The 21,813-nt window shown below is 73.4% G+C and carries 18 protein-coding genes; 5 read left to right on the forward strand and 13 right to left on the reverse strand.

Annotation, left to right across the window (positions count from 1 at the left end; translation table 11 throughout):
• Together CCS38_RS30595 and CCS38_RS30600 are read right to left on the reverse strand one after the other, a co-directional pair.
• The coding region (locus CCS38_RS30595) for a (2Fe-2S)-binding protein (protein WP_223736585.1) at positions 1 to 2,757 on the reverse strand (2,757 nt) is incomplete at its 3' end.
• Between the two features lie 85 nt (positions 2,758 to 2,842).
• Positions 2,843 to 3,739, reverse strand: coding sequence for an FAD binding domain-containing protein (locus tag CCS38_RS30600; protein ID WP_030250335.1), 897 nt, complete (start codon positions 3,737 to 3,739; stop codon positions 2,843 to 2,845).
• A gap of 707 nt (positions 3,740 to 4,446) precedes the next feature.
• On the opposite strand from CCS38_RS30600, the gene CCS38_RS30605 reads away from it, so the two are divergent.
• Positions 4,447 to 4,881 (forward strand): SSI family serine proteinase inhibitor, encoded by a 435-nt coding sequence (locus CCS38_RS30605; protein ID WP_223736586.1) that lies wholly within the window; start codon positions 4,447 to 4,449, stop codon positions 4,879 to 4,881.
• 133 nt (positions 4,882 to 5,014) lie between these two features.
• Here the strand turns inward: CCS38_RS30605 and CCS38_RS30610 are convergent, their stop codons facing one another.
• Both CCS38_RS30610 and CCS38_RS30615 read right to left on the reverse strand, forming a co-directional pair.
• Entirely contained in the window at positions 5,015 to 5,317 is a 303-nt protein-coding gene (locus CCS38_RS30610) for a DUF3039 domain-containing protein (protein WP_030250340.1), read from the reverse strand.
• 52 nt (positions 5,318 to 5,369) lie between these two features.
• A complete protein-coding gene (locus CCS38_RS30615) occupies positions 5,370 to 5,993 on the reverse strand; it encodes a YqgE/AlgH family protein (RefSeq protein ID WP_223736587.1) in 624 nt (207 codons plus the stop codon).
• 261 nt (positions 5,994 to 6,254) lie between these two features.
• On the opposite strand from CCS38_RS30615, the gene murA reads away from it, so the two are divergent.
• The gene (gene murA, locus CCS38_RS30620) at positions 6,255 to 7,592 is read left to right on the forward strand and encodes a UDP-N-acetylglucosamine 1-carboxyvinyltransferase (RefSeq protein WP_223736588.1); all 1,338 of its coding nucleotides are present in this window, start codon (positions 6,255 to 6,257) and stop codon (positions 7,590 to 7,592) included.
• A gap of 248 nt (positions 7,593 to 7,840) precedes the next feature.
• Here the strand turns inward: murA and CCS38_RS30625 are convergent, their stop codons facing one another.
• Both CCS38_RS30625 and CCS38_RS30630 read right to left on the reverse strand, forming a co-directional pair.
• The gene (locus CCS38_RS30625) at positions 7,841 to 8,122 is read right to left on the reverse strand and encodes an HU family DNA-binding protein (protein WP_003954777.1); all 282 of its coding nucleotides are present in this window, start codon (positions 8,120 to 8,122) and stop codon (positions 7,841 to 7,843) included.
• Between the two features lie 339 nt (positions 8,123 to 8,461).
• A complete protein-coding gene (locus tag CCS38_RS30630) occupies positions 8,462 to 9,892 on the reverse strand; it encodes an NAD-dependent malic enzyme (RefSeq protein ID WP_223736589.1) in 1,431 nt (476 codons plus the stop codon).
• A 269-nt stretch (positions 9,893 to 10,161) separates the two neighbouring features.
• On the opposite strand from CCS38_RS30630, the gene CCS38_RS30635 reads away from it, so the two are divergent.
• Positions 10,162 to 10,368 carry a cold-shock protein gene (locus CCS38_RS30635; protein ID WP_030250355.1) on the forward strand — a complete coding sequence of 69 codons (207 nt, stop codon included), beginning with the start codon at positions 10,162 to 10,164 and terminating at the stop codon, positions 10,366 to 10,368.
• Positions 10,369 to 10,616: 248 nt separating this feature from the next.
• Here the strand turns inward: CCS38_RS30635 and CCS38_RS30640 are convergent, their stop codons facing one another.
• From CCS38_RS30640 to CCS38_RS30670, 7 genes are all read right to left on the reverse strand, one after another.
• On the reverse strand, positions 10,617 to 13,064 hold the full coding sequence (locus tag CCS38_RS30640; RefSeq protein WP_223736590.1) for a HelD family protein: 2,448 nt from the start codon (positions 13,062 to 13,064) through the stop codon (positions 10,617 to 10,619).
• 89 nt (positions 13,065 to 13,153) lie between these two features.
• On the reverse strand, positions 13,154 to 13,906 hold the full coding sequence (locus CCS38_RS30645; protein WP_223736591.1) for a zf-HC2 domain-containing protein: 753 nt from the start codon (positions 13,904 to 13,906) through the stop codon (positions 13,154 to 13,156).
• On the reverse strand, positions 13,903 to 14,448 hold the full coding sequence (locus CCS38_RS30650; RefSeq protein WP_037957986.1) for a sigma-70 family RNA polymerase sigma factor: 546 nt from the start codon (positions 14,446 to 14,448) through the stop codon (positions 13,903 to 13,905). Before CCS38_RS30650 ends, CCS38_RS30645 begins: the two co-directional genes overlap by 4 nt.
• Positions 14,449 to 14,567: 119 nt before the next feature.
• On the reverse strand, positions 14,568 to 15,161 hold the full coding sequence (locus tag CCS38_RS30655; protein ID WP_223736592.1) for a CGNR zinc finger domain-containing protein: 594 nt from the start codon (positions 15,159 to 15,161) through the stop codon (positions 14,568 to 14,570).
• 122 nt (positions 15,162 to 15,283) lie between these two features.
• A complete protein-coding gene (locus tag CCS38_RS30660; protein ID WP_223736593.1) occupies positions 15,284 to 16,480 on the reverse strand; it encodes a uroporphyrinogen-III synthase in 1,197 nt (398 codons plus the stop codon).
• A gap of 215 nt (positions 16,481 to 16,695) precedes the next feature.
• The gene (locus tag CCS38_RS30665; RefSeq protein ID WP_223736594.1) at positions 16,696 to 18,057 is read right to left on the reverse strand and encodes a nitrate/nitrite transporter; all 1,362 of its coding nucleotides are present in this window, start codon (positions 18,055 to 18,057) and stop codon (positions 16,696 to 16,698) included.
• Positions 18,058 to 18,203: 146 nt separating this feature from the next.
• Positions 18,204 to 19,172 (reverse strand): LysR family transcriptional regulator, encoded by a 969-nt coding sequence (locus CCS38_RS30670; RefSeq protein ID WP_223736595.1) that lies wholly within the window; start codon positions 19,170 to 19,172, stop codon positions 18,204 to 18,206.
• Between the two features lie 129 nt (positions 19,173 to 19,301).
• Between CCS38_RS30670 and CCS38_RS30675 the strand changes: the two genes are divergently transcribed.
• Complete coding sequence (locus CCS38_RS30675; RefSeq protein WP_372457172.1) at positions 19,302 to 20,573, forward strand: MFS transporter; 1,272 nt, start codon at positions 19,302 to 19,304, stop codon at positions 20,571 to 20,573.
• Positions 20,574 to 20,623: 50 nt separating this feature from the next.
• A complete protein-coding gene (locus CCS38_RS30680; RefSeq protein ID WP_223736596.1) occupies positions 20,624 to 21,802 on the forward strand; it encodes an epoxide hydrolase family protein in 1,179 nt (392 codons plus the stop codon).
• The last annotated feature ends 11 nt before the right edge of the window (positions 21,803 to 21,813 follow it).

Here is a 21,813-nt window from a genome sequence, read left to right on the forward strand (position 1 = left end):
GTCGGGGGCGGGGGCGCCGCCGTCGGGGTACGCGCCGTCGACGTGCGTGCCGTCGGAGTAGGCGCCCTCGGGGTACGTACCGTCGGTGTACTGGCCGTCGGGGTACTGGCCGTCGGAGTACGGGCCTGCCGGGTCGGCGTGACCCGCGGGGTCCGTGTGGCCGGCGGCGTGCGGCTCCCCGGCGTACGGCTGCTCGTACGCGGCCGGGTCGGCCGGGCCTGCCTGGTGCGGGATGCGGGCGGCCGGCTCGTGCTGGTCCTGCACCTGGTCCGCAGCCTGGGCCCGGTCCTGGCCCGGCGCCTGGTCGTGCTGCCGGTCGTGTTCCTGGTCGCGGTCGTCGGCGGCGGCCTGGGCGGCCTCGGAACGGGAACGGGCGACCTCCTGCACGGCGTCCAGGACGCCGCGGTACCCGGAGCAGCGGCAGAGGTTGCCGCACAGGGCCTGACGGGCCTGGAGCTCGGTGGGGGCGTGGTTGCCCTCCAGGAGGTCGTGCACGGTCATGGCCATGCCCGGTACGCAGAAGCCGCACTGCACCGCGCCGGAGGCGGCGAGCGCGCGCTGCACATCGGAAGGCGCGCCGTCCTTGGCCAGGCCCTCGACCGTACGGACCTCGCTGCCGGCCGTGGTCGCACCGGGTACCAGGCAGGACGCCACGAGGCGGCCGTCGACCTGCACGGAGCAGGCGCCGCACTCGCCCTGGGAGCAGCCGTCCTTGGCCCCCGCGAGGCCGAGCCGCTCGCGCAGCACGTAGAGCAGGGACTCGCCGATCCAGGCGTCCGTGACGGGGCGGTCGACGCCGTTCACGGTGAGCACGTAGGAAGCACGGGGGTGTTCGAGGTCGGCGTGCGGGGCGGGGTCCACGGGGGCAGCGGCGGGCGCCGCCTCCGCGGATTCCTCGGATGCCTCGGATACCTCTGACGCCTCGGACTTCTTGAGCGCCTGCGGCTCCTCGGGCTCGCCGGACTTCTCAGGAGCTTCGGGAGCTTCGGACACGGTGGGCGCGGCGGGCGCCTCTTCGGGCTCCCCGGGAGCGGCTGCCTCGGGGGCGGATGCCTCGGGAGCCGTCGCTTCGGGGGCTGCGGGCACGTCGGCGTCGGCGTCGGCCTTGACCTCGGCGACCTCGGCGTCCGTGCTGGTGTCCGGGGCAGTGCCCGGGTCGACAGCCGTGTCGGTGGGCGCGCTCTCGGCGGTGGTCTCGGCGCCGGGCTCGGTGTCCTCCGCCGGAGCCGGGGAGTTGGGCTCGGCGGGCTCCGCCGGCGCCTCGACCTCGGCCTCGGCCTCGGTTTCCACCTCAGCCTCGGCAGCGGGCGCTGCCTCCTCCGGAACGCTCGCCTCCTCGGAGACGGCAACCGCGGGGGTACTCACCTCAGGAGCACCCGCCTCAGCAACCTGCGGCTCTTCGGCAGGCGCCGCCTCGGGCACCGACTCAGCCGCAGCCTCGGGCGCAGGGTCGGCCCCCGGCTCGGCGGCAGCCGGCGCAGCCTCCGCGCGCTCCTCCTCCGCCTGCGCCGCCTCCGGGAGCGGCTTCGGGGTGGCCCTGGTGCCGGAGACGAGGGCATCGGCCAGTGCGATGCCGTCCGCGATGCCACCGCCCGGCGTGCTGAACAGGCTCTGGTACGACGTGGGTTGGGTGCTCTGGCCGGGGCTCGGCCACTGCTCGCCCTGGACCGGGGGCACGCCGTGGCCCGTGAAACCGGGGTGCGGTGTGTGCAGGTCGCCGGGCAGCGGCCACTGCACGCCCGTATCGGGCGCACCCGGCGCGTCGCTCACCCCGGGCGCGCCCGACGGCGCCATGCCCTGCGCGGCGGGATGCGGCCCCACGTGGTACGGACCGACGTGCTGCGGAAGCATCTCCCCCGCGTGGAAGTCCCAGTGACCGGTGGCCTCCGGTGCCTCAGCCGCGGGCTGCTGGGGCTGATGTGACTGCTGTGTCTGATGCGGCTGCTGGGGCTGCTCGGCTTCGTACACCGGGTAACCGCCGTGCGGGCCCTGGCGGTCGTCGCCGACCAGGTACTCGCCGGACTCCTCCAGCACCTCGTCACCGGCGGTGGGGATCGTCCACCGGCCCGCGCCCGCCCCGCCCGCGACCGGCCACTCCACGGTGTCCGGCCCGTCGCTGTCCTTGTCCGCGCCTCCGCCGTGCTCCGTGGCACCGCCGTGGCCCGCGGGGCCACCCTGCTCGGCGCCGCCGTACGGCATCGCCGCCGGCGCGTCCGCCGCCGGGTCCATGAACGGCATGGTCCACTGGCCGGTCGCCGCGGGGTCCATGCCCGCGCCGGCCACCGGGGCGGCGGCGTACGGCGAGGCACCGGCACCGGCATCCGCACCCGCCGCGTCCCCCGCGGCCGCGTCACCGGCACCCGGCACCGAGCCGTGGCCCGCGCCCGGGAAGTGGTCCGGCGGGATGTACCCGTGGCCGGGGGCCGCGAGCGGGTCGGCGCCTGCCTCGCCCTCCGCGCCCGCGCCGTACCCGCCGTACGCGTCACCAGCGCCGCCGGCGGCCGGGGCACCCTGGCCACCCGCCGCTCCCTGCGCACCGTGCGCGCCCTGCGTCCCGTAGATGGCCGCGCCGTACGCGCCGGGGGCGTAGCCGCCCGCGCCGTAAGCGCCCGACCCGTACGCCCCGTTCAGCCCGTACGCCTCCAGGTCGTCGGGCAGCTGGACGAAGGCCGTGGCCTCCTGGTCGTACTCGCCCTGCGGCAGCGGCTCCCAGCCCTGTCCGTGCTGGGGCTGACGCGGGGTGTCCCCGTCACTCATGCGCCGGCCTCGCTTCGCTCGGCTCGCTCGGCGGGCACGCATGCCACATGCGCGCGCCTCTTGTCGGTTCGCTCGCTGCGCTCACTCACGAGAGCGCCCTCCCAAGTGCTCGGCGCGCCAGTGCTGCCACCGTACGGCGCAGGTGCAGGGCGGCAGGGGGCAGGGGAACCGCCTCCGTACCGTCCTCCGGCGGCGCGGGGTCCGGGATGCAGGCGGCGGCCACGTAGTCCCCGAAGGCGGTCAGTGCTTCGGGGGCCAGGCCGCGGTCGTTGTCCCAGTCGATGAGCGAGGCCACCCACTGCTCGGCGTCCAGCGGGCGCAGCGGCATCATCGCGACCGCGCCGACCGCGCAGCGCACGCCCCGGCGTGCGGGATCGAGTACCAGCGCGACGGATGCGGCCGCGCGCCCCGGCCCCGTCCGCCCGGTGGCCTTGAGGAACGTCTGCGGCGCGTGCAGCAGCGGTACGCGCACAAATCCGACGATCTCGCCGGGGCGCAGCATCTCCATGCCCGCGAGCAGGTGGCTGACCGGGACCTCGCGGCGGGCGCCGCCCGGGCCCGCGATGATCACGGTGGCTTCGAGGGCCGCCAGTACCGGGAGGGTGTCGCCGGTCGGCGCGGCCGTGACGATGTTGCCGCCGAGCGTCCCGGCGTTGCGGATCTGCGGCGGCCCGGCGGCGCGGGCGGCCGCGGCGAGGCCCGGGATCAGGGCCGCGAAGTCGGGGCGCCCCATGCGGGCGAGCGTGAGGCCGGCGCCGAGCAGCGCGTGGCCGTCCTGGTACTGCCAGCCGCGGATCTCGCTGATGCGGTTCAGGCCGACCAGCGCCGCCGGGCGCAGCAGCCCGGAGTTCACAGCGGCCATCAGATCGGTGCCGCCGGCCACAGGCACGGCGGCGGGCATGGCGGCCAGCGCCGCCACGGCCTCGTCGAGCGAGGCCGGCAACGTCACGGAATGCGACGCCTGCGGTGCGTGCGTGGTCAACCCAGCTGCCCCTTCCCCGGTGTCCCGGCTGTGCTGTTCCGCCTCGCCGTACGGTACGTGCTCACAGCCCGGACGTGGCAACTCTGGCACATCTTCGCAGGCCCGCGACGCGAGGGTCCATGAAGGCAGGTTCCGTCACCGACCTTCGGGTTGGCGCTGGTTGGTCCTGGCACGTCCTGGACCTCCGAAGAGAGCGTATTGCCACCTTTCACAAGCACCGTGCGTTACCGCACGTACCGCACATGCCGTGCACTTGACGCCACTTGACGCCTTATGACTGCCCGCAGGCAGGTTCTGTGCGGGTGTTCGACATGCCGGGTCGACATACCGGGTCGGTGTACCGGAAAACCGGGCCGGCGCACCGGACCGGCGTACCGGATCGGCATGCCCGCGCCACGGCGTGGGTACACGGTGCCAGGGTCCCGGCCGCACCGCGCCCGCCTTTCGGGGGGCTCACACGTTTGGGGGCGGTCCGTCGATCGGGCGTCCGAGACGCTGCCGCCGGGCACCCAAGAGGCGCCGCGCGCCGGCCTCCCGTAACTCCTGGCCGCACAGGCACGGTTACCCGCAGCAGCGACACGCGCCGGGGCCGGCCGCCCGACACGCCACCTGCGGACCACAATCAGCCGCGCGACACCCCGGCAGGGCTATCCATAAGGCGAGATGTCCGTCTCACCCAACTTTCAGCCCATCGTAAGGAATCCGCCATGCGCAAGAGACGCGTCCGCGCCGCCCTGCTCTCCGTCGCCGCCCTCGGCCTGCTGCCCCTCTCGGCAGCCGCGGCGCCGGCCGCCGCCGCGCCCCACCGGGCGCCGGTCGGCGAGGCCAGCATCGTCATCCACCAGGGCACGAGCACCGGCGGCCGGGTGATCGCCGCCGCGTACCTGCGCTGCTACCCCACCGGGGGCACCCACCCGCGCCCCTACTCGGCCTGCCGGGCCCTGACACGCGCGTACGGCGACTTCCGGGCGCTGGAGCCGGTCCGCCGCCCCTGCCCGATGGTCTACCAGCCGGTGACGGTCGTCGCGAAGAGCCTCTGGCAGGGCAGCGCCTCGTTCGTCGTACGCGGCTACCCCAACCTGTGCGTGGCCGCCGCCGACAGCGGCGGCGTCTTCGACCTCAGCCGGCGCGCGTACGGCTGACGCGAAGCTCCGGCTTGGGCACGGCTGACACGAAGATCCAGCGTGCGTACGGCCGGCCTGAAAAGCACAACGCCCGGCCGGCTCCCCGTGGGAGCGGGCCGGGCGTCACCGTACGGAGGACCGGGGCCGGGGCCTACTTCTTGCCGCCGCCCTTGCCGTCCTTGCCGCCCTTGTCCTTGTCGCCACCGGCGCCCATGGACTCGTAGATCTCCTTGCACATGGGGCAGACCGGGTACTTCTTCGGGTCGCGGCCCGGGACCCAGACCTTGCCGCAGAGCGCGACGACGGGCGTGCCGTCCAGCGCGCTCGCCATGATCTTGTCCTTCTGGACGTAATGGGCGAAGCGCTCGTGGTCACCGTCGCCGTTCGACACCTGCGGCGTCGGCTCCACGAGGGTGCCTGTACCTGCCCCGCGCTCGGGCTCAAGAGTGCTCATAACTGCCAAGGGTACTCACGCGCGCGCCGAACCGGACCCGGCGGCCCGCGGATCAGTTCAACGAAGGATCATCGGGATACGTCGCCACCATCGCCAGTTCGTTGCGCTGGCGGCGGAGGACGGCGCGCCAGAGGCGTTCGGGGGACGGGGAGGAGACGTCGCCCGGCTCGGATTCGACGACGTACCAGGCGCCTTCCACCAGCTCCTCCTCCAGCTGGCCCGGGCCCCAGCCGGCGTACCCGGCGAAGATGCGCAGCGAGCCGAGCTCGGCGGAGAGCAGCTCGGGCGGGGCCTCCAGGTCGACCAGGCCGATCGCGCCGTGGACGCGGCGCCAGCCCAGGGGGCCGTCGCCGTCCGTGTCGGCTCCCTCGGCCGCGTCGCCGCCCACCGGGGCTGCGGCGTGCTCGCCCGCCTCGCCCGGGACCACCGCGACGCCCAGCGCGGAGTCCAGCGAGACCGGGCCGCCCTGGAAGACCACGCCCGGCTCGCCGGCCAGCTCGGCCCAGGGCTGCAGGATGTCCGCCACGCCGACGGGCGTGGGGCGATTCAGTACGACGCCGAGCGAGCCCTCCTCGTCGTGGTCGAGGAGCAGCACCACGGCCCGGTCGAAGTTCGGGTCGGCGAGCGCCGGCGTCGCGACGAGCAGCCGGCCGGTGAGCGAGGACACCTCGGTCATGGCGACATGATCCCGCACTTCGGGCCCGCGCGGGGCGCCAATGGCCGCACCCGTATGCACGTACTCCGGCCGGACCGGACGCAGTGCGACCCACCCGGCATCCGGGCCCTGTCGCACATCACGGTGCGTTCCACCCGATAAACCGTACGTGTTGTGACAAAGCTATTACACGCGCCAGGGCCACTCGCCCCTACGGACTACCCCTGCACCGCCCTTACCATTTCAGCTTGGTCCCTGTCCGTCTCCAGGAACGCGAGATCCATGACCGACGACGTTTTGCTTGTCCACGGCGGCACACCGCTGGAGGGCGAGATCAAGGTCCGCGGCGCGAAGAACCTCGTGCCCAAGGCCATGGTCGCCGCGCTGCTCGGCAGTGAGCCGAGCCGGCTGCGCAATGTGCCCGACATCCGCGACGTACGCGTCGTGCGCGGCCTGCTGCAGCTGCACGGCGTGACCGTCCGCCCGGGCGACGAGTCCGGGGAACTGATCCTCGACCCGTCGCACGTGGAGAGCGCCAACGTCGCGGACATCGACGCGCACGCGGGGTCCTCCCGGATCCCGATCCTCTTCTGCGGCCCGCTGCTGCACCGCCTCGGCCACGCCTTCATCCCGGGCCTGGGCGGCTGCGACATCGGCGGCCGGCCGGTCGACTTCCACTTCGACGTGCTGCGCCAGTTCGGCGCGGTCATCGAGAAGCGGGCCGACGGCCAGTACCTGGAGGCCCCGCAGCGGCTGCGCGGCACCAAGATCCGGCTGCCGTACCCGTCCGTCGGCTCGACCGAGCAGGTGCTGCTGACCGCCGTACTGGCGGAGGGCGTCACCGAGCTGTCGAACGCCGCCGTGGAGCCCGAGATCGAGGACCTCATCTGCGTGCTGCAGAAGATGGGCGCGATCATCTCCATGGACACCGACCGGACCATCCGGATCACCGGTGTGGACAAGCTCGGAGGCTACAACCACCGCGCGCTCCCGGACCGCCTGGAGGCGGCCTCCTGGGCGTCCGCGGCGCTGGCCACCGAGGGCCAGGTCTACGTACGCGGTGCCTCGCAGCGCGAGATGATGACCTTCCTGAACACCTACCGCCGGGTCGGTGGCGCCTTCGAGGTCGACGACGACGGCATCCGCTTCTGGCACCCGGGCGGCCCGCTGAACGCCATCGCCCTGGAGACCGACGTGCACCCCGGTTTCCAGACCGACTGGCAGCAGCCCCTGGTGGTCGCGCTGACCCAGGCGTCCGGCCTGTCGATCGTCCACGAGACCGTGTACGAGTCGCGCCTCGGGTTCACCTCCGCGCTGAACCAGATGGGTGCGCACATCCAGCTGTACCGCGAGTGCCTGGGCGGCTCGGCCTGCCGTTTCGGCCAGCGCAACTTCCTGCACTCGGCGGTCGTCAGCGGCCCCACCAAGCTGCAGGGCGCCGACCTGGTCATCCCCGACCTGCGCGGCGGCTTCTCGTACCTGATCGCGGCGCTGGCGGCCCAGGGCACGTCCCGCGTCCACGGCATCGACCTGATCAACCGCGGCTACGAGAACTTCATGGACAAGCTCGTGTCGCTGGGCGCGAAAGTCGAACTGCCGAACGGTTCACTGAGCAGCTGATCACACGGAGCCGGTGAACGGCTCCAGCGACGGCTGAAGCGCCTGAACGCCGAAGGGCGGGCACCCTGGCCGGGGTGTCCGCCCTTCGGCGTTCTCAGGGCCGTACACGGGCCCTGCTGCGGTATGTACCAGCGCTCGGCACGCACCGCGGCGGCCCGTACGCATGCGAAAGGCAGCCATCCGGCCGGGATGGCTGCCTCTCCTGGGATGCGGCCCGTGCTCCGTCGTCCCGGGAGCACGGTGCCGGATCACTTGCCCTTGGCGGCTTCCTTGAGCTTGGAGCCCGCGGAGACCTTCACGCTGTAGCCGGCCGGGATCTGGATGGGGTCGCCGGTCTGCGGGTTGCGCGCGGTGCGAGCGGCACGGTGGGTGCGCTCGAAGGTGAGGAAGCCGGGGATGGTGACCTTCTCGTCGCCCTTGGCAACGATCTCACCGACGGTCTCGGCGAGCGCGGCCAGAACGGCGTCGGCGTCCTTGCGGGTCACCTCGGCACGGTCGGCCAGAGCGGCCACCAGCTCACTGCGGTTCATGTATTACTCCCGTGTTCTTCTTGCCAATGGGCGTGCCACGCGGCGGAGCCGCATCAGGCACAGCGAAGCCGATGCTGCCAGGGCCCTCGGACAGTCCCCGGACCCGGGTCTGTGGTTCAGACCCTCGCGCCCGGTAACGCATCCTGCCCCCACCTGCGGCGGTAAAGCCAATCCGGCGCCCTGGAGGGTCACACGAAGAGCGCCATCGCTCCGAAAAGGTGACGCTCCGGTGACGCTCCGCACCATGTCCCGGGCCCGATCACCGAGTGGCGGCCAGCCATGCGCTGCCCGCCACCCTATGGGGGCCCCTAGGGCCGTGCGTCACGCGACGCGCCGTACTCAGGCCGTCGTGCCCGTCACGGCCGCACCGGCGGCGTGCGCGGCGTCCCGGACGGCCCCGGCGACGGCGCCGGCGACCTTGTCGTTGAAAACGCTGGGGATGATGTAGTTCGCGTTCAGCTCGTCCTCCAGGACGACGTCCGCGAGCGCGCCGGCCGCGGCCAGCATCATCTCCTCGTTTACCGTGCGCGACTGCGCGTCCAGCAGACCGCGGAAGACACCCGGGAAGACCAGCACATTGTTGATCTGGTTCGGGAAGTCCGAGCGGCCCGTGGCCACGACGGCGGCGGTCTGCCGGGCCTCGCCCGGGTCGACCTCCGGGTCGGGGTTGGCGAGTGCGAAGACGATCGCACCATCGGCCATCCGGGACACGTCGTCGGCGTTCAGGACGTTCGGCGCCGAGACGCCGACGAAGACGTCCGCGCCGACCACGGCCTGCTTGAGGGTGCCGGTGATGCCCTCGGGGTTGGTGTTGTCCGCGATCCAGCGCAGCGGCGAGTCGGGGTCGGCGTCGACCAGGTCCTCGCGGTCCGCGTGCACGACACCGTGGATGTCGGCGACGACGGCGTGCTTGACGCCGGCCGCGAGCAGCAGCTTGAGGATGGCCGTACCGGCGGCGCCCGCGCCGGACATCACGACGCGCACGTCGCCGATGTCCTTGCCGACCACGCGCAGCGCGTTGGTCAGGGCCGCGAGCACGACGATGGCGGTGCCGTGCTGGTCGTCGTGGAAGACCGGGATGTCCAGGGCCTCGCGCAGCCGCGCCTCGATCTCGAAGCAGCGGGGCGCGGAGATGTCCTCCAGGTTGATGCCCGCGAAGCCGGGGGCGATGGCCTTGACGATCTCCACGATCGCGTCGGAGTCCTGGGTGTCCAGGCAGATCGGCCAGGCGTCGATGCCGGCGAAGCGCTTGAAGAGGGCCGCCTTGCCCTCCATGACGGGCAGCGCGGCCTTGGGGCCGATGTTGCCGAGGCCGAGGACGGCGGAGCCGTCGGTGACCACCGCGACGCTGTTGCGCTTGATGGTCAGGCGGCGGGCGTCCTCGGGGTTGTCGGCGATGGCCTGGCAGACGCGGGCGACGCCGGGCGTGTAGACCATCGAGAGGTCGTCACGGTTGCGGATGGGGTGCTTCGACGACATTTCGATCTTGCCGCCGAGGTGCATCAGGAACGTACGGTCGGAGACCTTGCCGAGCGACACGCCCTCGATCTCGCGCAGCTTCTGGACGATCTCGTCCGCGTGCGCGGTGGACGTCGCGGCGATGGTGACGTCGATCCGGAGTTTTTCGTGGCCGGAAGCGGTCACGTCGAGGCCGGTGACCGACCCGCCGGAGGACTCCACGGCCGTGGTGAGCTGGCTGACGGCGGTGCCGCTCGCGGGAACTTCCAGTCGCACCGTCATCGAATACGAGACGCTAGGCGCCGTTGCCATGGCCGACTTCCTCTGCTTTCCCTTGTGTCCCTATGCGCTGTCCCAGGAGCTCGGATGCCCTGCGCATCGTTCGATCGTCCCACCTACCGGCCGGTACACGGTAACCAGCCACAAGTTTCGGAAAGACTCTTCCACAATACGAGAGATAGTCAGCTCGGCGGAACCCCCCACTCCTTTGCCTGAAAAACGGCCTGAAGGGGGAGGAAATCTGGCGTACCGCCCTTAGTATCTGGCCCGCAGCACCCCAAAGACACGCAAGGACGGGCAATATGGCTCAGGGCACCGTGAAGTGGTTCAACTCCGAGAAGGGTTACGGATTCATCGCGCAGGAGGACGGAGGACCGGACGTCTTCGTCCACTACAGCTCCATCAGTGGCGACGGCTTCCGCAATCTGGAGGACACCCAGCGGGTGGAGTTCGAGATCGCCCAGGGCCGTAAGGGACCGCAGGCGGAACAGGTCCGCGTCATCGGATGAACGCAGCGGAGGCGTCACGGGATCTCCCGTGACGCCTCCGCGAAGTGTTGAGTGACACCGACCCGCCATGCTCGCCTCGCGGCAAGTGGTCGCTCGTAGCGACGATGGTTGGGCCCGGGGGCTTGGATCGGGCCGGTGCCACACACAGGCTAACAAACCATCCCCGAAAGCGATTCCCGTCGCGGGAGATGTCTTCAGCAGCCCGTCCGCGGGCCGCCCCGAAACCTCAGGGCGTTACGCCCGGACACTCAGTCCCGCAGCAGGTCCGGCACCCCGTCCGCGTCCGGCTCGTCGCGGGCCCCGGAGACCACCGTCAGCCGCTGCGTGGCCCGGGTCAGCGCCACGTACAGCACGCGCAGCCCGGCCGGCGACTCGTCCGCGATCTCGGCGGGCGAGACCACCAGCGTCGCGTCGTACTCCAGCCCCTTGGCCTCCAGCGAGCCCAGCGCGACCACGCGGTCGCCCAGGTCCGCGAGCCAGCCGCGGGCCTCCTCGCGCCGGTCCATGGCGACGACCACGCCGACCGTGCCGTCCACCTCGGCCAGCAGCCGGCGCGCCTCCTCCCGCACGGAATCACCCAGCCGGTCCCCCGCGACGGCGAACCGCGGCCGCAGACCCGTGGAGCGCACCGCCTCCGGCGCGACCATGCCCGGCATGGCCAGCGCCAGCACCCGGGCCGCCAGCTCGGCGACCTCGGCGGGGTTGCGGTAGTTCACCGTGAGGGTGAAGCGGCGGCGCGGGCGGGTGCCCAGCGCCTCGTCCCGTGCCTCGCCGGCCTCGTCCGGGTCCGACCACGAGGACTGCGCCGGGTCGCCCACCACGGTCCACGTCGCGTGCCGGCCGCGGCGGCCGACCAGCCGCCACTGCATGGGCGTGAGGTCCTGCGCCTCGTCGACGATGACGTGCGCGTAGTCCGTACGCTCCTCCGCGAGCCGCTCGCGGCGGCTGCGCCCCGAGGAATTACGGTCCGCAAAGGTGGTCAGCTCCTCCAGGCCGGTGAGCTGGTCCAGCGGATCGGCCTCGCGGGGCCGGGCGGGGCGTGCCGGGGCACCGAGGATCAGCTGCAGCTCGTCCAGGAGCGCGACGTCGTGGACGGACAGCGGGCCCCGGCCCTGCGCGTCCAGGCGGCCGCCCAGCGAGCGGGCCAGCAGGCGCGCCTCGCGGTTCTGCAGAACCCGGCGCGACCAGCGGCCCAGCAGCTTCTCGTCGGTCATCGCGGCCAGCACCCGGCGCGGGGTCAGCTCCGGCCACCAGGCGTCCAGGAAGTCGGCGAAGTCCTGCTCGGTGGTGATGTCCTCGTCGAAGCCGGAACGCGCCTCGGCGGCCAGCTCCGGGTCGCTGTAGCGGCGGTCCCCGCCGGTCTTCGCCCACAGCGCGTCCAGGATCAGCCGGCGGGCGCGCGGGCGCAGCAGGTTGACCGGCGCGGTGCCGCCGAGCACGGCCTGCCGGATGCGGCGCAGCTCCGCGGCGTCCAGCTCGACGCGGGCCCCGAAGGCGACCACGCGGAGGCGGTCGGTGCGTACGGCCGGGGCCGTGTCCTCCATGTCCTCCTCGTCGGCAAAGGCACCGAAGGTCAGCTGGCCGTCCGGCTCCCCGGCCGGAGCGGCGTCGGCGGACAGCTCCAGCGCGCCCCTGGCCGCCTTGCGCAGCACCTTCACCATGCGCGAGGAGCCCTTGATACGGGCCACCTCCGGCGGGTCGTACGCGGTGGCCTCCGCGCCCTCCACTAGGGCGCCCAGCGCGCGGATGGCGACCTGGCCCTCCTCGCCGAGCGAGGGCAGCACGCCCTCGGTGTAGGCGACCAGCAGCGGGGTGGGCGAGACGATGAGGATGCCGCCCGCGTAGCGGCGCCGGTCCTGGTAGAGCAGGTAGGCGGCGCGGTGCAGGGCGACCGCGGTCTTGCCCGTACCGGGGCCGCCCTCGACCTCCGTGACGGAGGCGGCGGGCGCGCGGATCACCATGTCCTGCTCGGCCTGGATGGAGGCGACGATGTCGCGCATGGAGTGGCTGCGGGCCCGGCCGAGGGCCGCCATGAGCGCGCCGTCGCCGATCGCGGGCAGCTCCTGGCCGTCCAGGGTGGCGGTGACCTCCGGGCGCATCAGGTCGTCCTCGACGCCCAGGACGCGGCGGCCCTTGGAGCGGATGACGCGGCGGCGCACGACGCGGCCCGGGGAGACGGGCGTGGCCCGGTAGAACGGCGCGGCGGCCGGCGCCCGCCAGTCGATGACCAGCGGCGAGTAGTCCGCGTCCAGGACACCCAGCCGGCCGATGTGCAGCGTCTCGGCGATCTCCGCGCGGTTGTCGGGGCCGATCGCGCCGTCGGCGGGCTCGACGGAGGTGTACGCGCCGTCCGGGCCCCGCTTGCCGTCCTTGCCCAGGAGCAGGTCGATGCGGCCGAAGAGGAAGTCCTCGTACTCGGAGTTGAGGCGGTGCAGATGGACGCCGGCCTGGAAGACCTGCGCGTCCCGCTCGGCGAGCGCGCCGGGCGTGCCGACCTGGCCGCGCTTGGCGGCGTCGGCCATCAGGAACTGCGCCTCGTCGATCTTTTCCTCGAGGCGCCGGTACACCCGGTCCAGGTGCGACTGCTCGCCCGCGACCTCGCGGGCGCGTACGGAGTCGCCGTCGCTGTCGGGTACTACGGAATCCGGCGCGTGCGTGGAGTTCTCCGGCGCGTGCGTGGCGTTCTGCGCGGCCACCCAGGCCCCCTTCTGCTGTGCGTAGGGCAGCCGTCAACCGTACGCGAAGCAGGTCGCGGGCGCACCTGTGAGGCGCGCGAAAGAGCCGGTCACACGTCGACGGCGGCCAGCCGCTCGCCGTCCAGGGTGCGGATTTCGAAGCGGTCGATCTCGGCGCGGTGCATGGCGGCGCCGCCATTCGTGTACAGCGGCTGCCGGCTCCACTTCGTGCTGCCGCCCTCGATGCCGTACCCGCCGTAGGGCACCGCCCAGGTGGTAACGGTCTGCCGCTCCCCGTCCTTGCCGATCGCGATGAGGGAGCAGCTCAGCGGGCCCTTGACGTTGCCGAGGCGGAGGGCGACGGAGGTGCCCCAGGGCCGGTCGGCCATCGTCACGCCCGCGGTGACCTTCGTGACCGGGTCGACCGCGATGTGCTTGCGGCCGCCGCTGTCGTACATCTGCTCGGCCGGGCTCGCGGTCGGCCGCGGCTCGTCCCCGGTGACGGCCAGGGTGGCGAGCGGCCCGCCGACGATCAGCGCGGCGGCGGCCGCGACGAGCGCGAGGCGCCGTCCGCGGCTGCGCCGCCGGGCCGCGGCGACCTCGCCCAGCAGGCCGCTCAGGACGCGCCGGGAGGGCGTCGGGGTGAGCGTGGCCTCGGACGGCGGGGTGCCCGTACCGTCGTCGGCGAGGTCCGCCAGCAGCGGCCCCAGGCCCAGCAGGCCGTCCAGTTCGGCGGCGCAGCGGTCGCAGCCCGCGAGGTGCTCCTCGAAGCGGGCGGCGTCGGCGGCGTCCAGGACGCCGAGCGCGTAGGCGCCGACGTCGGTGTGGTCCGCCGGCTCGGCGGGCGGATGGGGCCGGTTCACGCCGTCACTCCTCGTTCTTCCAGCGAGAGCTTCAAGGAGCGCAGCGCGTAAAAGACCCGCGACCGTACGGTCCCGGGCGGTACCCGCAGCACCTCCGCCGCCTCGTTGACCGTACGTCCCCTGAAGTACGTCTCGATCAGGGCCTCCCGGTGCGCCGGGCTCAGGTCGGCCAGCGCCTCGGAGATCGTCATCAGGCGCAGCGCGCGGTCGATCTCGTCGGCGGCGGGCAGCGTCTCCAGGGGCGCGGCGTCCACCTCCTGGGGGCGGGCCTGGCGGCTGCGGTGCCCGTCGATGACGATCCGGCGGGCCACGGTGACCAGCCAGGGGCGTACGGAGCCGGTCGCGCGCTGCAGCTGGTCGGCGTTGCGCCAGGCGCGCAGCAGGGTCTCCTGTACGACGTCCTCCGCGCGGTGCCGGTCGCCGGCCACCAGCCGCAGGACGAACGCGAGGAGCGGTCCGGCGTGCTCCTCGTACAGGGCCCGCATGAGCTCTTCGTCGGGCGTCGTCCGGTCGGCCACGACGGCATCCTTGCGCAACGCCACTCCCCGGTCGACAGTACGGACAGCTTTCGCTGACGGGCTGGTCCAGGGGGTACGGACGCGGAGGCTCCGGTGTTCAGCGAGTGACGGTTCCGGTGTTCAGCGGGTGACGGCTCCGGTGTTCAGCCGGTGACGCGGGAGGCGGGGCCGAGGGTGGCGCGGCGGCGGTGGCGGGCCACCCGCTCGCGGTTGCCGCACACCTCGCTGGAGCACCAGCGCCGCCGGCGCCCGCGCGAGGTGTCCAGGTAGATCCGCGAGCACGCCTCGCCCTCGCACTGCCGCAGCCGGCCGCGGGCCACCGCGTCGGTCAGCAGCCCGACGGCGTCCCGGGCGACCGCGGACATCAGCCCGGCGCAGTCCGGCGGGCGTGCCGGGCGGCGCTCCAGTACGCCGTCCACGCCGCGTACGGCGCGTTCGGGCGGGGGCGGGGCCTCGGCGGTCGCGTTGAGCAGCGCCAGGTCGCGGTCGGCCGCACGGCCGCGGATCTCGTCGTGCACGATGCGGCGCAGCAGTTCGCGCAGTGCCCGGAAGCGCGCGACCCAGCTGCCGTCGACGGCGTCGAGGGGGGTGCTGCGCGGGACGACGCCCGCGCCGATGAGCCAGGCCCGCAAGTGGTCGGGGCCGAGGAGCCGTTCGGCCGGCGGCTCGCCGGCCGTGGCCACCAGGTCCAGGCAGATCCGCCCGCAGTCGAACCGCAGGTCGTAAGGCGCCGCCATGTGCCTGTCACTCCTTCGGGGACAACGTCTCCCTCCAGAGTGCCCGGCCCGGCGCCCGGCCGGAACCCTCGGTACCGACCTCGCGTGCGGGCCGCCCCCGCCCGGCCAGGGGGCCAACGCCCTTACGTATCCGCGTACTTCGTCTCCGCGTGCGGGTCCAGCGACAGCCGGTAGCCCCGCTTGACCACCGTCTGGATCAGCTTCGGAGCACCCAGCGCGACCCGCAGCCGGGCCATCGCGGTCTCCACCGCGTGCTCGTCGCGGCCCGCGCCGGGCAGCGCCCGCAGCAGATCGCCGCGCGAGACGACCCAGCCGGGCCGCTTGGCCAGCGCGCGCAGCAGCGACATGCCGGCGGGCGGCACGGGCCGCAGCTCGCCGTCGATGAGGACCGCGTGCCCGCGGATCTCCATGCGGCGCCCGGCGACCGGCAACGGGCGGACGCGGCCGGGCAGTTCGTGGCAGAGCAGCTGCACGAGCGGGCCCAGCCGGAAACGCTCCGGCTGGACCGTGGCGATCTCGTGGTTCTCCAGGGGCAGCGCGGTCACCGGGCCGACGCACGCGGGCAGTACGTCGTGCCGCAGCGCGTCCAGCACCTCGCCCTGGACGCCCCGCTCCTCGGCGCGGCGCAGCAGCGAGGCGGCGGCCGGGGCGCTGGTGAACGTCACCGCGTCCACCGTGCGCGCGAGGATGCCGTCCAGGAGGCGGTCGACCGGGGTGATGTCCTCCGGCGGCATCCAGCGGTAGACCGGGACGCCGATCACCTCGGCGCCCGCGGCGCGCAGCGACTCCACGAAGCCGGGCAGCGGCTCGCCGTGCAGCTGGACCGCGAGCCGCTTGCCGGCCACGCCCTCCTCCAGCAGCCGGTCCAGCACCTCGGCCATGGACTCCGAGGCGGGCGACCACTCCTCCGTGAGGCCGGCCGCGCGGATCGCGCCGCGCACCTTGGGGCCGCGGGCGAGCAGCTGTACGCCGCCCAGCCGCTCCAGCAGCGGCGTGCCCAGGCCCCAGCCCTCGGCAGCCTCCACCCAGCCGCGGAAGCCGATGGCGGTGGTGGCCACGACGATGTCCGGCGCGTCGTCGATGAGCTGCTTGGTGGCGGCCAGCAGCTCGGCGTCGTCGGTGAGCGGCACGATGCGCAGCGCGGGCGCGTGCACGACCTCGGCGCCGCGGCGCTCCAGCAGCGTGCCGAGCTCGGCGGCGCGGCGGGCCGCGGTCACCCCGACCGTGAACCCGGCCAGTGGCAGCCCGCCGCCCCGCTCGCCGCCCTGCTGAGGCGGCCCGCTGTCGTCCCGCAGTTCGTTTCGCTGTCCGTCGTGCATAGTGGCTCTCGTCCCGCTTCGCAGTGTTGTGCGCCGGCTCAACGGCGGCCTGGCCTCACCGAGCCGGCCGCCCGTCCCGGGGCGGACCGGCGGACCGGATGGCTTCCTGATGCTGCCAAGGGTCCGTGACGACCCGGGTTCACCGTTATTTCCCCAGTGTTACGCCCGGGAGGCCCCGGGCGTTCCCGCCGGGGCCACTCCTCGGGTACTGCGGATCACACCTCCGCGTATGCCGGGCGCTGCGCCTCTTCGGTGCGCGAGTGCGGCTCCGGTGCCGGGCGCCGGAGGTATACGGCCCAGGTCACGGCCAGGCACAGGGCGTAGTAGACGAGGAAGGACACGAAGGCGGGGGTGCCGGAACCGGCCGTCATGAACGCCTGCCGGAAGGCGAGGTTGATCGCGAGCCCGCCGAGCGCGCCGACTGCGCCGATCAGCCCCATCGAGGCCCCCGAGAGCCGCCGCCCGTACGAAGCGGCCGCCTCACCGGTCAGCCCCTTACGTGCCGCCTTCGCCTGGAAGATCCCCGGAATCATCTTGAACGTCGACCCATTGCCCAGCCCGCTCAGCACGAACAGCGCGATGAACCCGACGAGAAAGACCGGCAGCGACTTCTGCGCCGACGCGTAGATCACGACGAGGGTCGCGGCACCCATGGCGGCGTAGTTCCACAGGCTGATGCGCGCGCCGCCGAAGCGGTCGGCGAGCTTGCCGCCCACGGGCCGGATCAGCGAGCCGAGCAGCGGCCCGATGAACGTGAGCGAGGCCGCCTGCAGCGGCGTCTGCGCGAACTGGTTCTGCAGGACGAGCCCGAAGGCGAAGCTGTACCCGATGAACGACCCGAACGTTCCGATGTACAGCACCGACATGATCCAGGTGTGCGGGTCGCGGGCCGCGTCCTTGGCGGCACCCGTGTCGTTCTTCACCGGCGCGAGATTGTCCATGAACAGCGCGCACAGCACCGCGGAGACCACCGCGAGCGGGATGTAGATCCCCAGCACGATGTGCGGCGAGGCGGCGCCCGCCGTCCCGATGACCAGCAGCCCCACCAGCTGGATCACCGGCACACCGATGTTCCCTCCGCCGGCGTTCAGCCCGAGCGCCCAGCCCTTCTTCCTGAGCGGATAGAAGGAGTTGATGTTGGTCATCGACGAGGCGAAGTTCCCCCCACCGACACCCGCGAGCGACGCCACCAGGATGAACGTGAGGTACGACGTCCCCGGCTCCATCACCAGCCACGCGGCGGTGGTCGGCACCAGCAGCATCAGCGCGCTGATGATTGTCCAGTTCCGGCCCCCGAACTTCGCCACCGCGAAGGTGTACGGCACCCGCAGCACGCCGCCGACCAGCGTCGGCACGGCCACCAGGAAGAACTTGTCCGCCGGGTCCAGCCCGTACTCGGGCCCCATGAAGAGCACCATCACCGACCACAGGCTCCACACGGAGAACCCGATGTGCTCGGACAGCACGGAGAACCACAGGTTCCGCCGTGCGATCCGCTCCCCCTTGGCCGCCCAGAACGCCTCGTCCTCGGGATCCCACTCCTCGATCCACCGCTTGCCCTTGCGTGCCGCTGTCATCGCGCCTCCCAGCTCTCGATTCTCCCGGTTCGAAGCTAGGGACGGTGCGTTTCACCGCGGTGCCGCCAGGTGTCACCGACGCAATATCGCGCTCACCCGGGGCCGCGGGCCACGGTGAGTACCGGCCGGGGCACGCTGCGCGGCGCTCACGCCGCCATCAGCCGGGCGTCCTCGGGCGGCAGCCAGGCGCCTTCGGGGCGGGCCAGCCAGCCGCCGGCCGCGCCCAGCTCGCGCGCCGCGGCCAGCAGCGCGTCCAGCCCCGGGTGGCGCAGCCCCCGGCGCCAGACCACCGACACCGGGGACAGCGGTACGGGGTCCACGAGGGGCCGCAGCACCATCCCGGGCACCTCGATGAACTCGACGCTGGCCAGTACGGACCAGCCGCGCTTCCGTACGACGCGGAGGAATTCGGCCGGGCCGTCGATCTCCGGGTACGGCGCCGCCGCCCGGATGCCGCGCCCTTCGAAGAGGCGCGCCGCCAGGGAGGTCCACTCCGCGGTGTGCGCGTTGCCCGCCCCCGTGTACAGCGTCTCCCCCGCGAGCGCGTCCACGGGCACGGCCGCGCGTGCGGCCAGCGGGTGCTCCTCGGGCAGCAGGACGGCCATCGGCTCGTACCGCACCGGGTGGTGGGCCAGCCGGGTCCGCACGCCGCGCGGCAGCCCCGCGACCCGCCCGAAGGACACGTCCAGGCCGCCCGTCAGCAGCCCTTCGGCGGCGCCGGTCAGGCCGCTGTGGAAGCGCGCGGCGAGCTCCAGGGCGGGCGCCGCCGCGCGGGCCCGCTCCAGCACCCGGTGCGCGGTCCCCACGGGCGCGCCGACATCGACGAGCAGCGGGCGCTCGTGCCCCGCGCCTTCGTGGAACGCCGCGCACAGCTCGTCGTGCGCGGCCAGCACGCGCTGCGCATACGGGAGCAGCCGCTCGCCCTCGGGGGTGAGACGCACCTGGCGGGTGGTGCGCAGGAACAGCACCGTGCCGAGATCGCGCTCCAGGCGGCGGATGTCCCGGCTGAGGGCCTGCTGGGCGACGTACAGACGGGCGGCGGCACGGGTGAAGTGCAGCTCGTCGGCGACGGCCGTGAAGGCCCTCAGCAGTCGCGGCTCTATGTCGTGGGGCACGCGCCCATGGTGACAAAGGTGAAGTGGCGGGACGGCGGCCCGGGGGACAACGAATTGACAACGGAAGACGGTGAATGCGTGGGGAACAGGTGTTGGACGGTCTCGGGCCACTGGCCCGACCGTGAAGGGGTGATCCTCTTCCTCGCCGCCCGGCCCGTGACCGCTTCGCCCATTCCCGCCCGTCCCCGGCGCCCGGTACGGCTGCCGTTCCTGCGCCCGTACGCCCGGATCTTCGCCGTGCCCGGCACCCGGGCCTTCACCGCGGCCAACCTGATGGCGCGGCTCCCCATGGGCATGTTCAGCGTCAGCGCGGTACTGATGATCGCCGGGTCGCGCGGCTCGTACGCGCTGGCCGGGGCCGTGACCGCCGTGGGGCTCGCGGCGACCGCCGTCGTCGCGCCGTGGACCGCGCGGCTGGTCGACCGGTACGGGCAGGCCAGAGTCGCGCCGCCCGCCGCGCTGCTCGCGGTGGCCGGCTCGCTCGCCCTCGTGCTGTGCGTACGGCTCGACGCGCCCGCCTGGACGCTCTTCGCCGCGTACCTCTGCACGGCCACCACACCCAACACCGGCGGCATGTCCCGCGCCCGCTGGGCACACCTCTTCCGCACCGATCCGCGCGCCCTGCACACCGCGAACTCCTTCGAACAGGCGGCGGACGAGGCGTGCTTCGTGCTCGGCCCGGTGCTCGCGGCCTTCCTGTGCACGGCGCTGTTCCCGGAGGCGGGCACGCTCACCGGGGCCGCGCTGCTGCTGACGGGCGTGCTGCTGTTCGCCGCGCAGCGCACTACGGAGCCGCCGCCCGCGCTCCGTAAGGACAGCGCCCGCTCTCCGTTGCGCCGCCCCGGCCTGCCGCCGCTCCTGCTGACCTTCCTCTGCACGGGCGCGGTGTTCGGCTCCCTGGAGGTCGTCACGATCGGCTTCGCCGACGGGCACGGCGTCCGGGCGGCGGCGGGCGGCATCCTGGCGCTGCAGGCGGCCGGATCGTGCGCAGCGGGCCTGCTGTACGGGTTGCTGCCGCCCGTCCGGCGGCCCTCGGCGCGCTTCACGGGCTGTGTGGCGGCCATGGCGGTCCTGATGCTGCTGCCGCTCCTCGGGGCGGCGAGCGGCAGCCTCGCGGTGCTGGCGTGCGCCCTGCTCGTGGCCGGGATGGCGACCGCGCCGACCATGGTCACCGGCATGGGCCGGGTACAGGCCCTCACGCCCGCCGGCCAGGTCAACGAGGGCCTGACGCTCGCCGTGACCGCCCTGCTGGCCGGCATCGCGACCGGCTCGGCAGCGGGCGGCTGGGCCACGGACCACCTGGGCCCGGACGGCTCCGGATACGCCGTCCCGGCGGCCGCGGCGGCGCTGGCGGCGGCCGTGGCGCTGCTGGGACGGCGCCGGGCGCCCCGGCGGAGCTGATGCCGCGCCGGGGCCGCGCACTGTCCGCGTCACCCCCTAGCGTCGGCCCCATGACCGCTGACCGATCGCACACCGAAACCGGCGCCGCCGTCTCCCCGTTCCGTATCGACATCCCCGACGCCGACCTCACCGACCTGCGCGAACGCCTCGCCCGCACCCGCTGGCCCGATGAGCTGCCGGGCGTCGGCTGGAGCCAGGGCGTGCCGCTGGAGTACCTCAAGGACCTCACCGCCTACTGGTGCGACCGGTACGACTGGCGGAAGCACGAGGCCGAGCTCAACGGCGTTCCGCAGTTCACCACCGTCATCGACGGTACGACCGTGCACTTCCTCCACGTCCGCTCCGGCGCCCCGGACGCGCTGCCCCTGGTCCTGCTGCACGGCTGGCCCGGCTCGGTCGTCGAGTTCCTCGACCTCATCGGGCCGCTCACCGAGGCCGGTTACGACGTCGTCGCGCCCTCCCTGCCCGGTTACGCCTTCTCCCCGCCGCCCCGGCAGCCCGGCTGGGGCGTCCAGCGCATGGCCGCCGCCTTCGCCGAACTGATGCGGCGGCTGGGGTACGCGCGGTACGGGGTGCACGGCGGCGACTGGGGCGCGATGATCGCCCGCGAGTGGGGCCGGCTGCACCCGGAGGCGGTGGCCGCGGTCCATCTGACGCTGCTGCCCTCGGCCGTGGCCACCACCGAGCCCACCGAGGAGGAGCGCGCGGGCCTCCTCGAAGACCAGCTCGCCGAGGTGCACGCCTCTCTGGAGCGGCGCGCGCAGGTCCAGAAGGAGGAGATGGGCTACGGCATCCTGCAGTCCACCCGTCCGCAGACCCTCGGGTACGCGCTCACCGACTCCCCCGTGGGCCAGCTCGCCTGGATCACCGAGAAGTTCAAGGCGTGGACCGACTGCCGGGACACGCCCGAGGAGGCGGTCGGCCGCGACCGCCTCCTGACCAACGTGATGCTCTACTGGCTCACCGGCACCGCCACGTCCTCGGCGCGCCTGTACTACGAGGCGATGCACTCCGGCGCGGGCTGGGGCGGGAACACGGTGCCGTCCACCACCCCGACCGCCGTCGCGGTCCTCCCCGCCGACCTCGCCCTCCCGGTGCGCCATCTCGCGGACCGGTCGGACGCGGTGGTGCGCTGGACGGAGTACCCGCGCGGCGGCCACTTCCCGGGCCTGGAGGTGCCGGACCTGCTGCTGGACGACCTGCGGGAGTTCTTCCGCGCTTTCCGGTGAGACGGCCGCCT

The sequence above is a fragment of the Streptomyces purpurogeneiscleroticus genome, from assembly GCF_020024005.1.
Taxonomy (GTDB): Bacteria; Actinomycetota; Actinomycetes; order Streptomycetales; family Streptomycetaceae; genus Streptomyces; species Streptomyces purpurogeneiscleroticus.

Coding starts and splice junctions, on each gene's coding strand:
- CCS38_RS30605 (WP_223736586.1), top strand. CDS start 4,447: ATGCGCAAGAGACGCGTCCGCGCCGCCCTGCTCTCCGTCGCCGCCCTC.
- CCS38_RS30610 (WP_030250340.1), bottom strand. CDS start 5,317: ATGAGCACTCTTGAGCCCGAGCGCGGGGCAGGTACAGGCACCCTCGTG.
- CCS38_RS30615 (WP_223736587.1), bottom strand. CDS start 5,993: ATGACCGAGGTGTCCTCGCTCACCGGCCGGCTGCTCGTCGCGACGCCG.
- murA (WP_223736588.1), top strand. CDS start 6,255: ATGACCGACGACGTTTTGCTTGTCCACGGCGGCACACCGCTGGAGGGC.
- CCS38_RS30625 (WP_003954777.1), bottom strand. CDS start 8,122: ATGAACCGCAGTGAGCTGGTGGCCGCTCTGGCCGACCGTGCCGAGGTG.
- CCS38_RS30630 (WP_223736589.1), bottom strand. CDS start 9,892: ATGGCAACGGCGCCTAGCGTCTCGTATTCGATGACGGTGCGACTGGAA.
- CCS38_RS30635 (WP_030250355.1), top strand. CDS start 10,162: ATGGCTCAGGGCACCGTGAAGTGGTTCAACTCCGAGAAGGGTTACGGA.
- CCS38_RS30655 (WP_223736592.1), bottom strand. CDS start 15,161: ATGGCGGCGCCTTACGACCTGCGGTTCGACTGCGGGCGGATCTGCCTG.
- CCS38_RS30660 (WP_223736593.1), bottom strand. CDS start 16,480: ATGCACGACGGACAGCGAAACGAACTGCGGGACGACAGCGGGCCGCCT.
- CCS38_RS30665 (WP_223736594.1), bottom strand. CDS start 18,057: ATGACAGCGGCACGCAAGGGCAAGCGGTGGATCGAGGAGTGGGATCCC.
- CCS38_RS30680 (WP_223736596.1), top strand. CDS start 20,624: ATGACCGCTGACCGATCGCACACCGAAACCGGCGCCGCCGTCTCCCCG.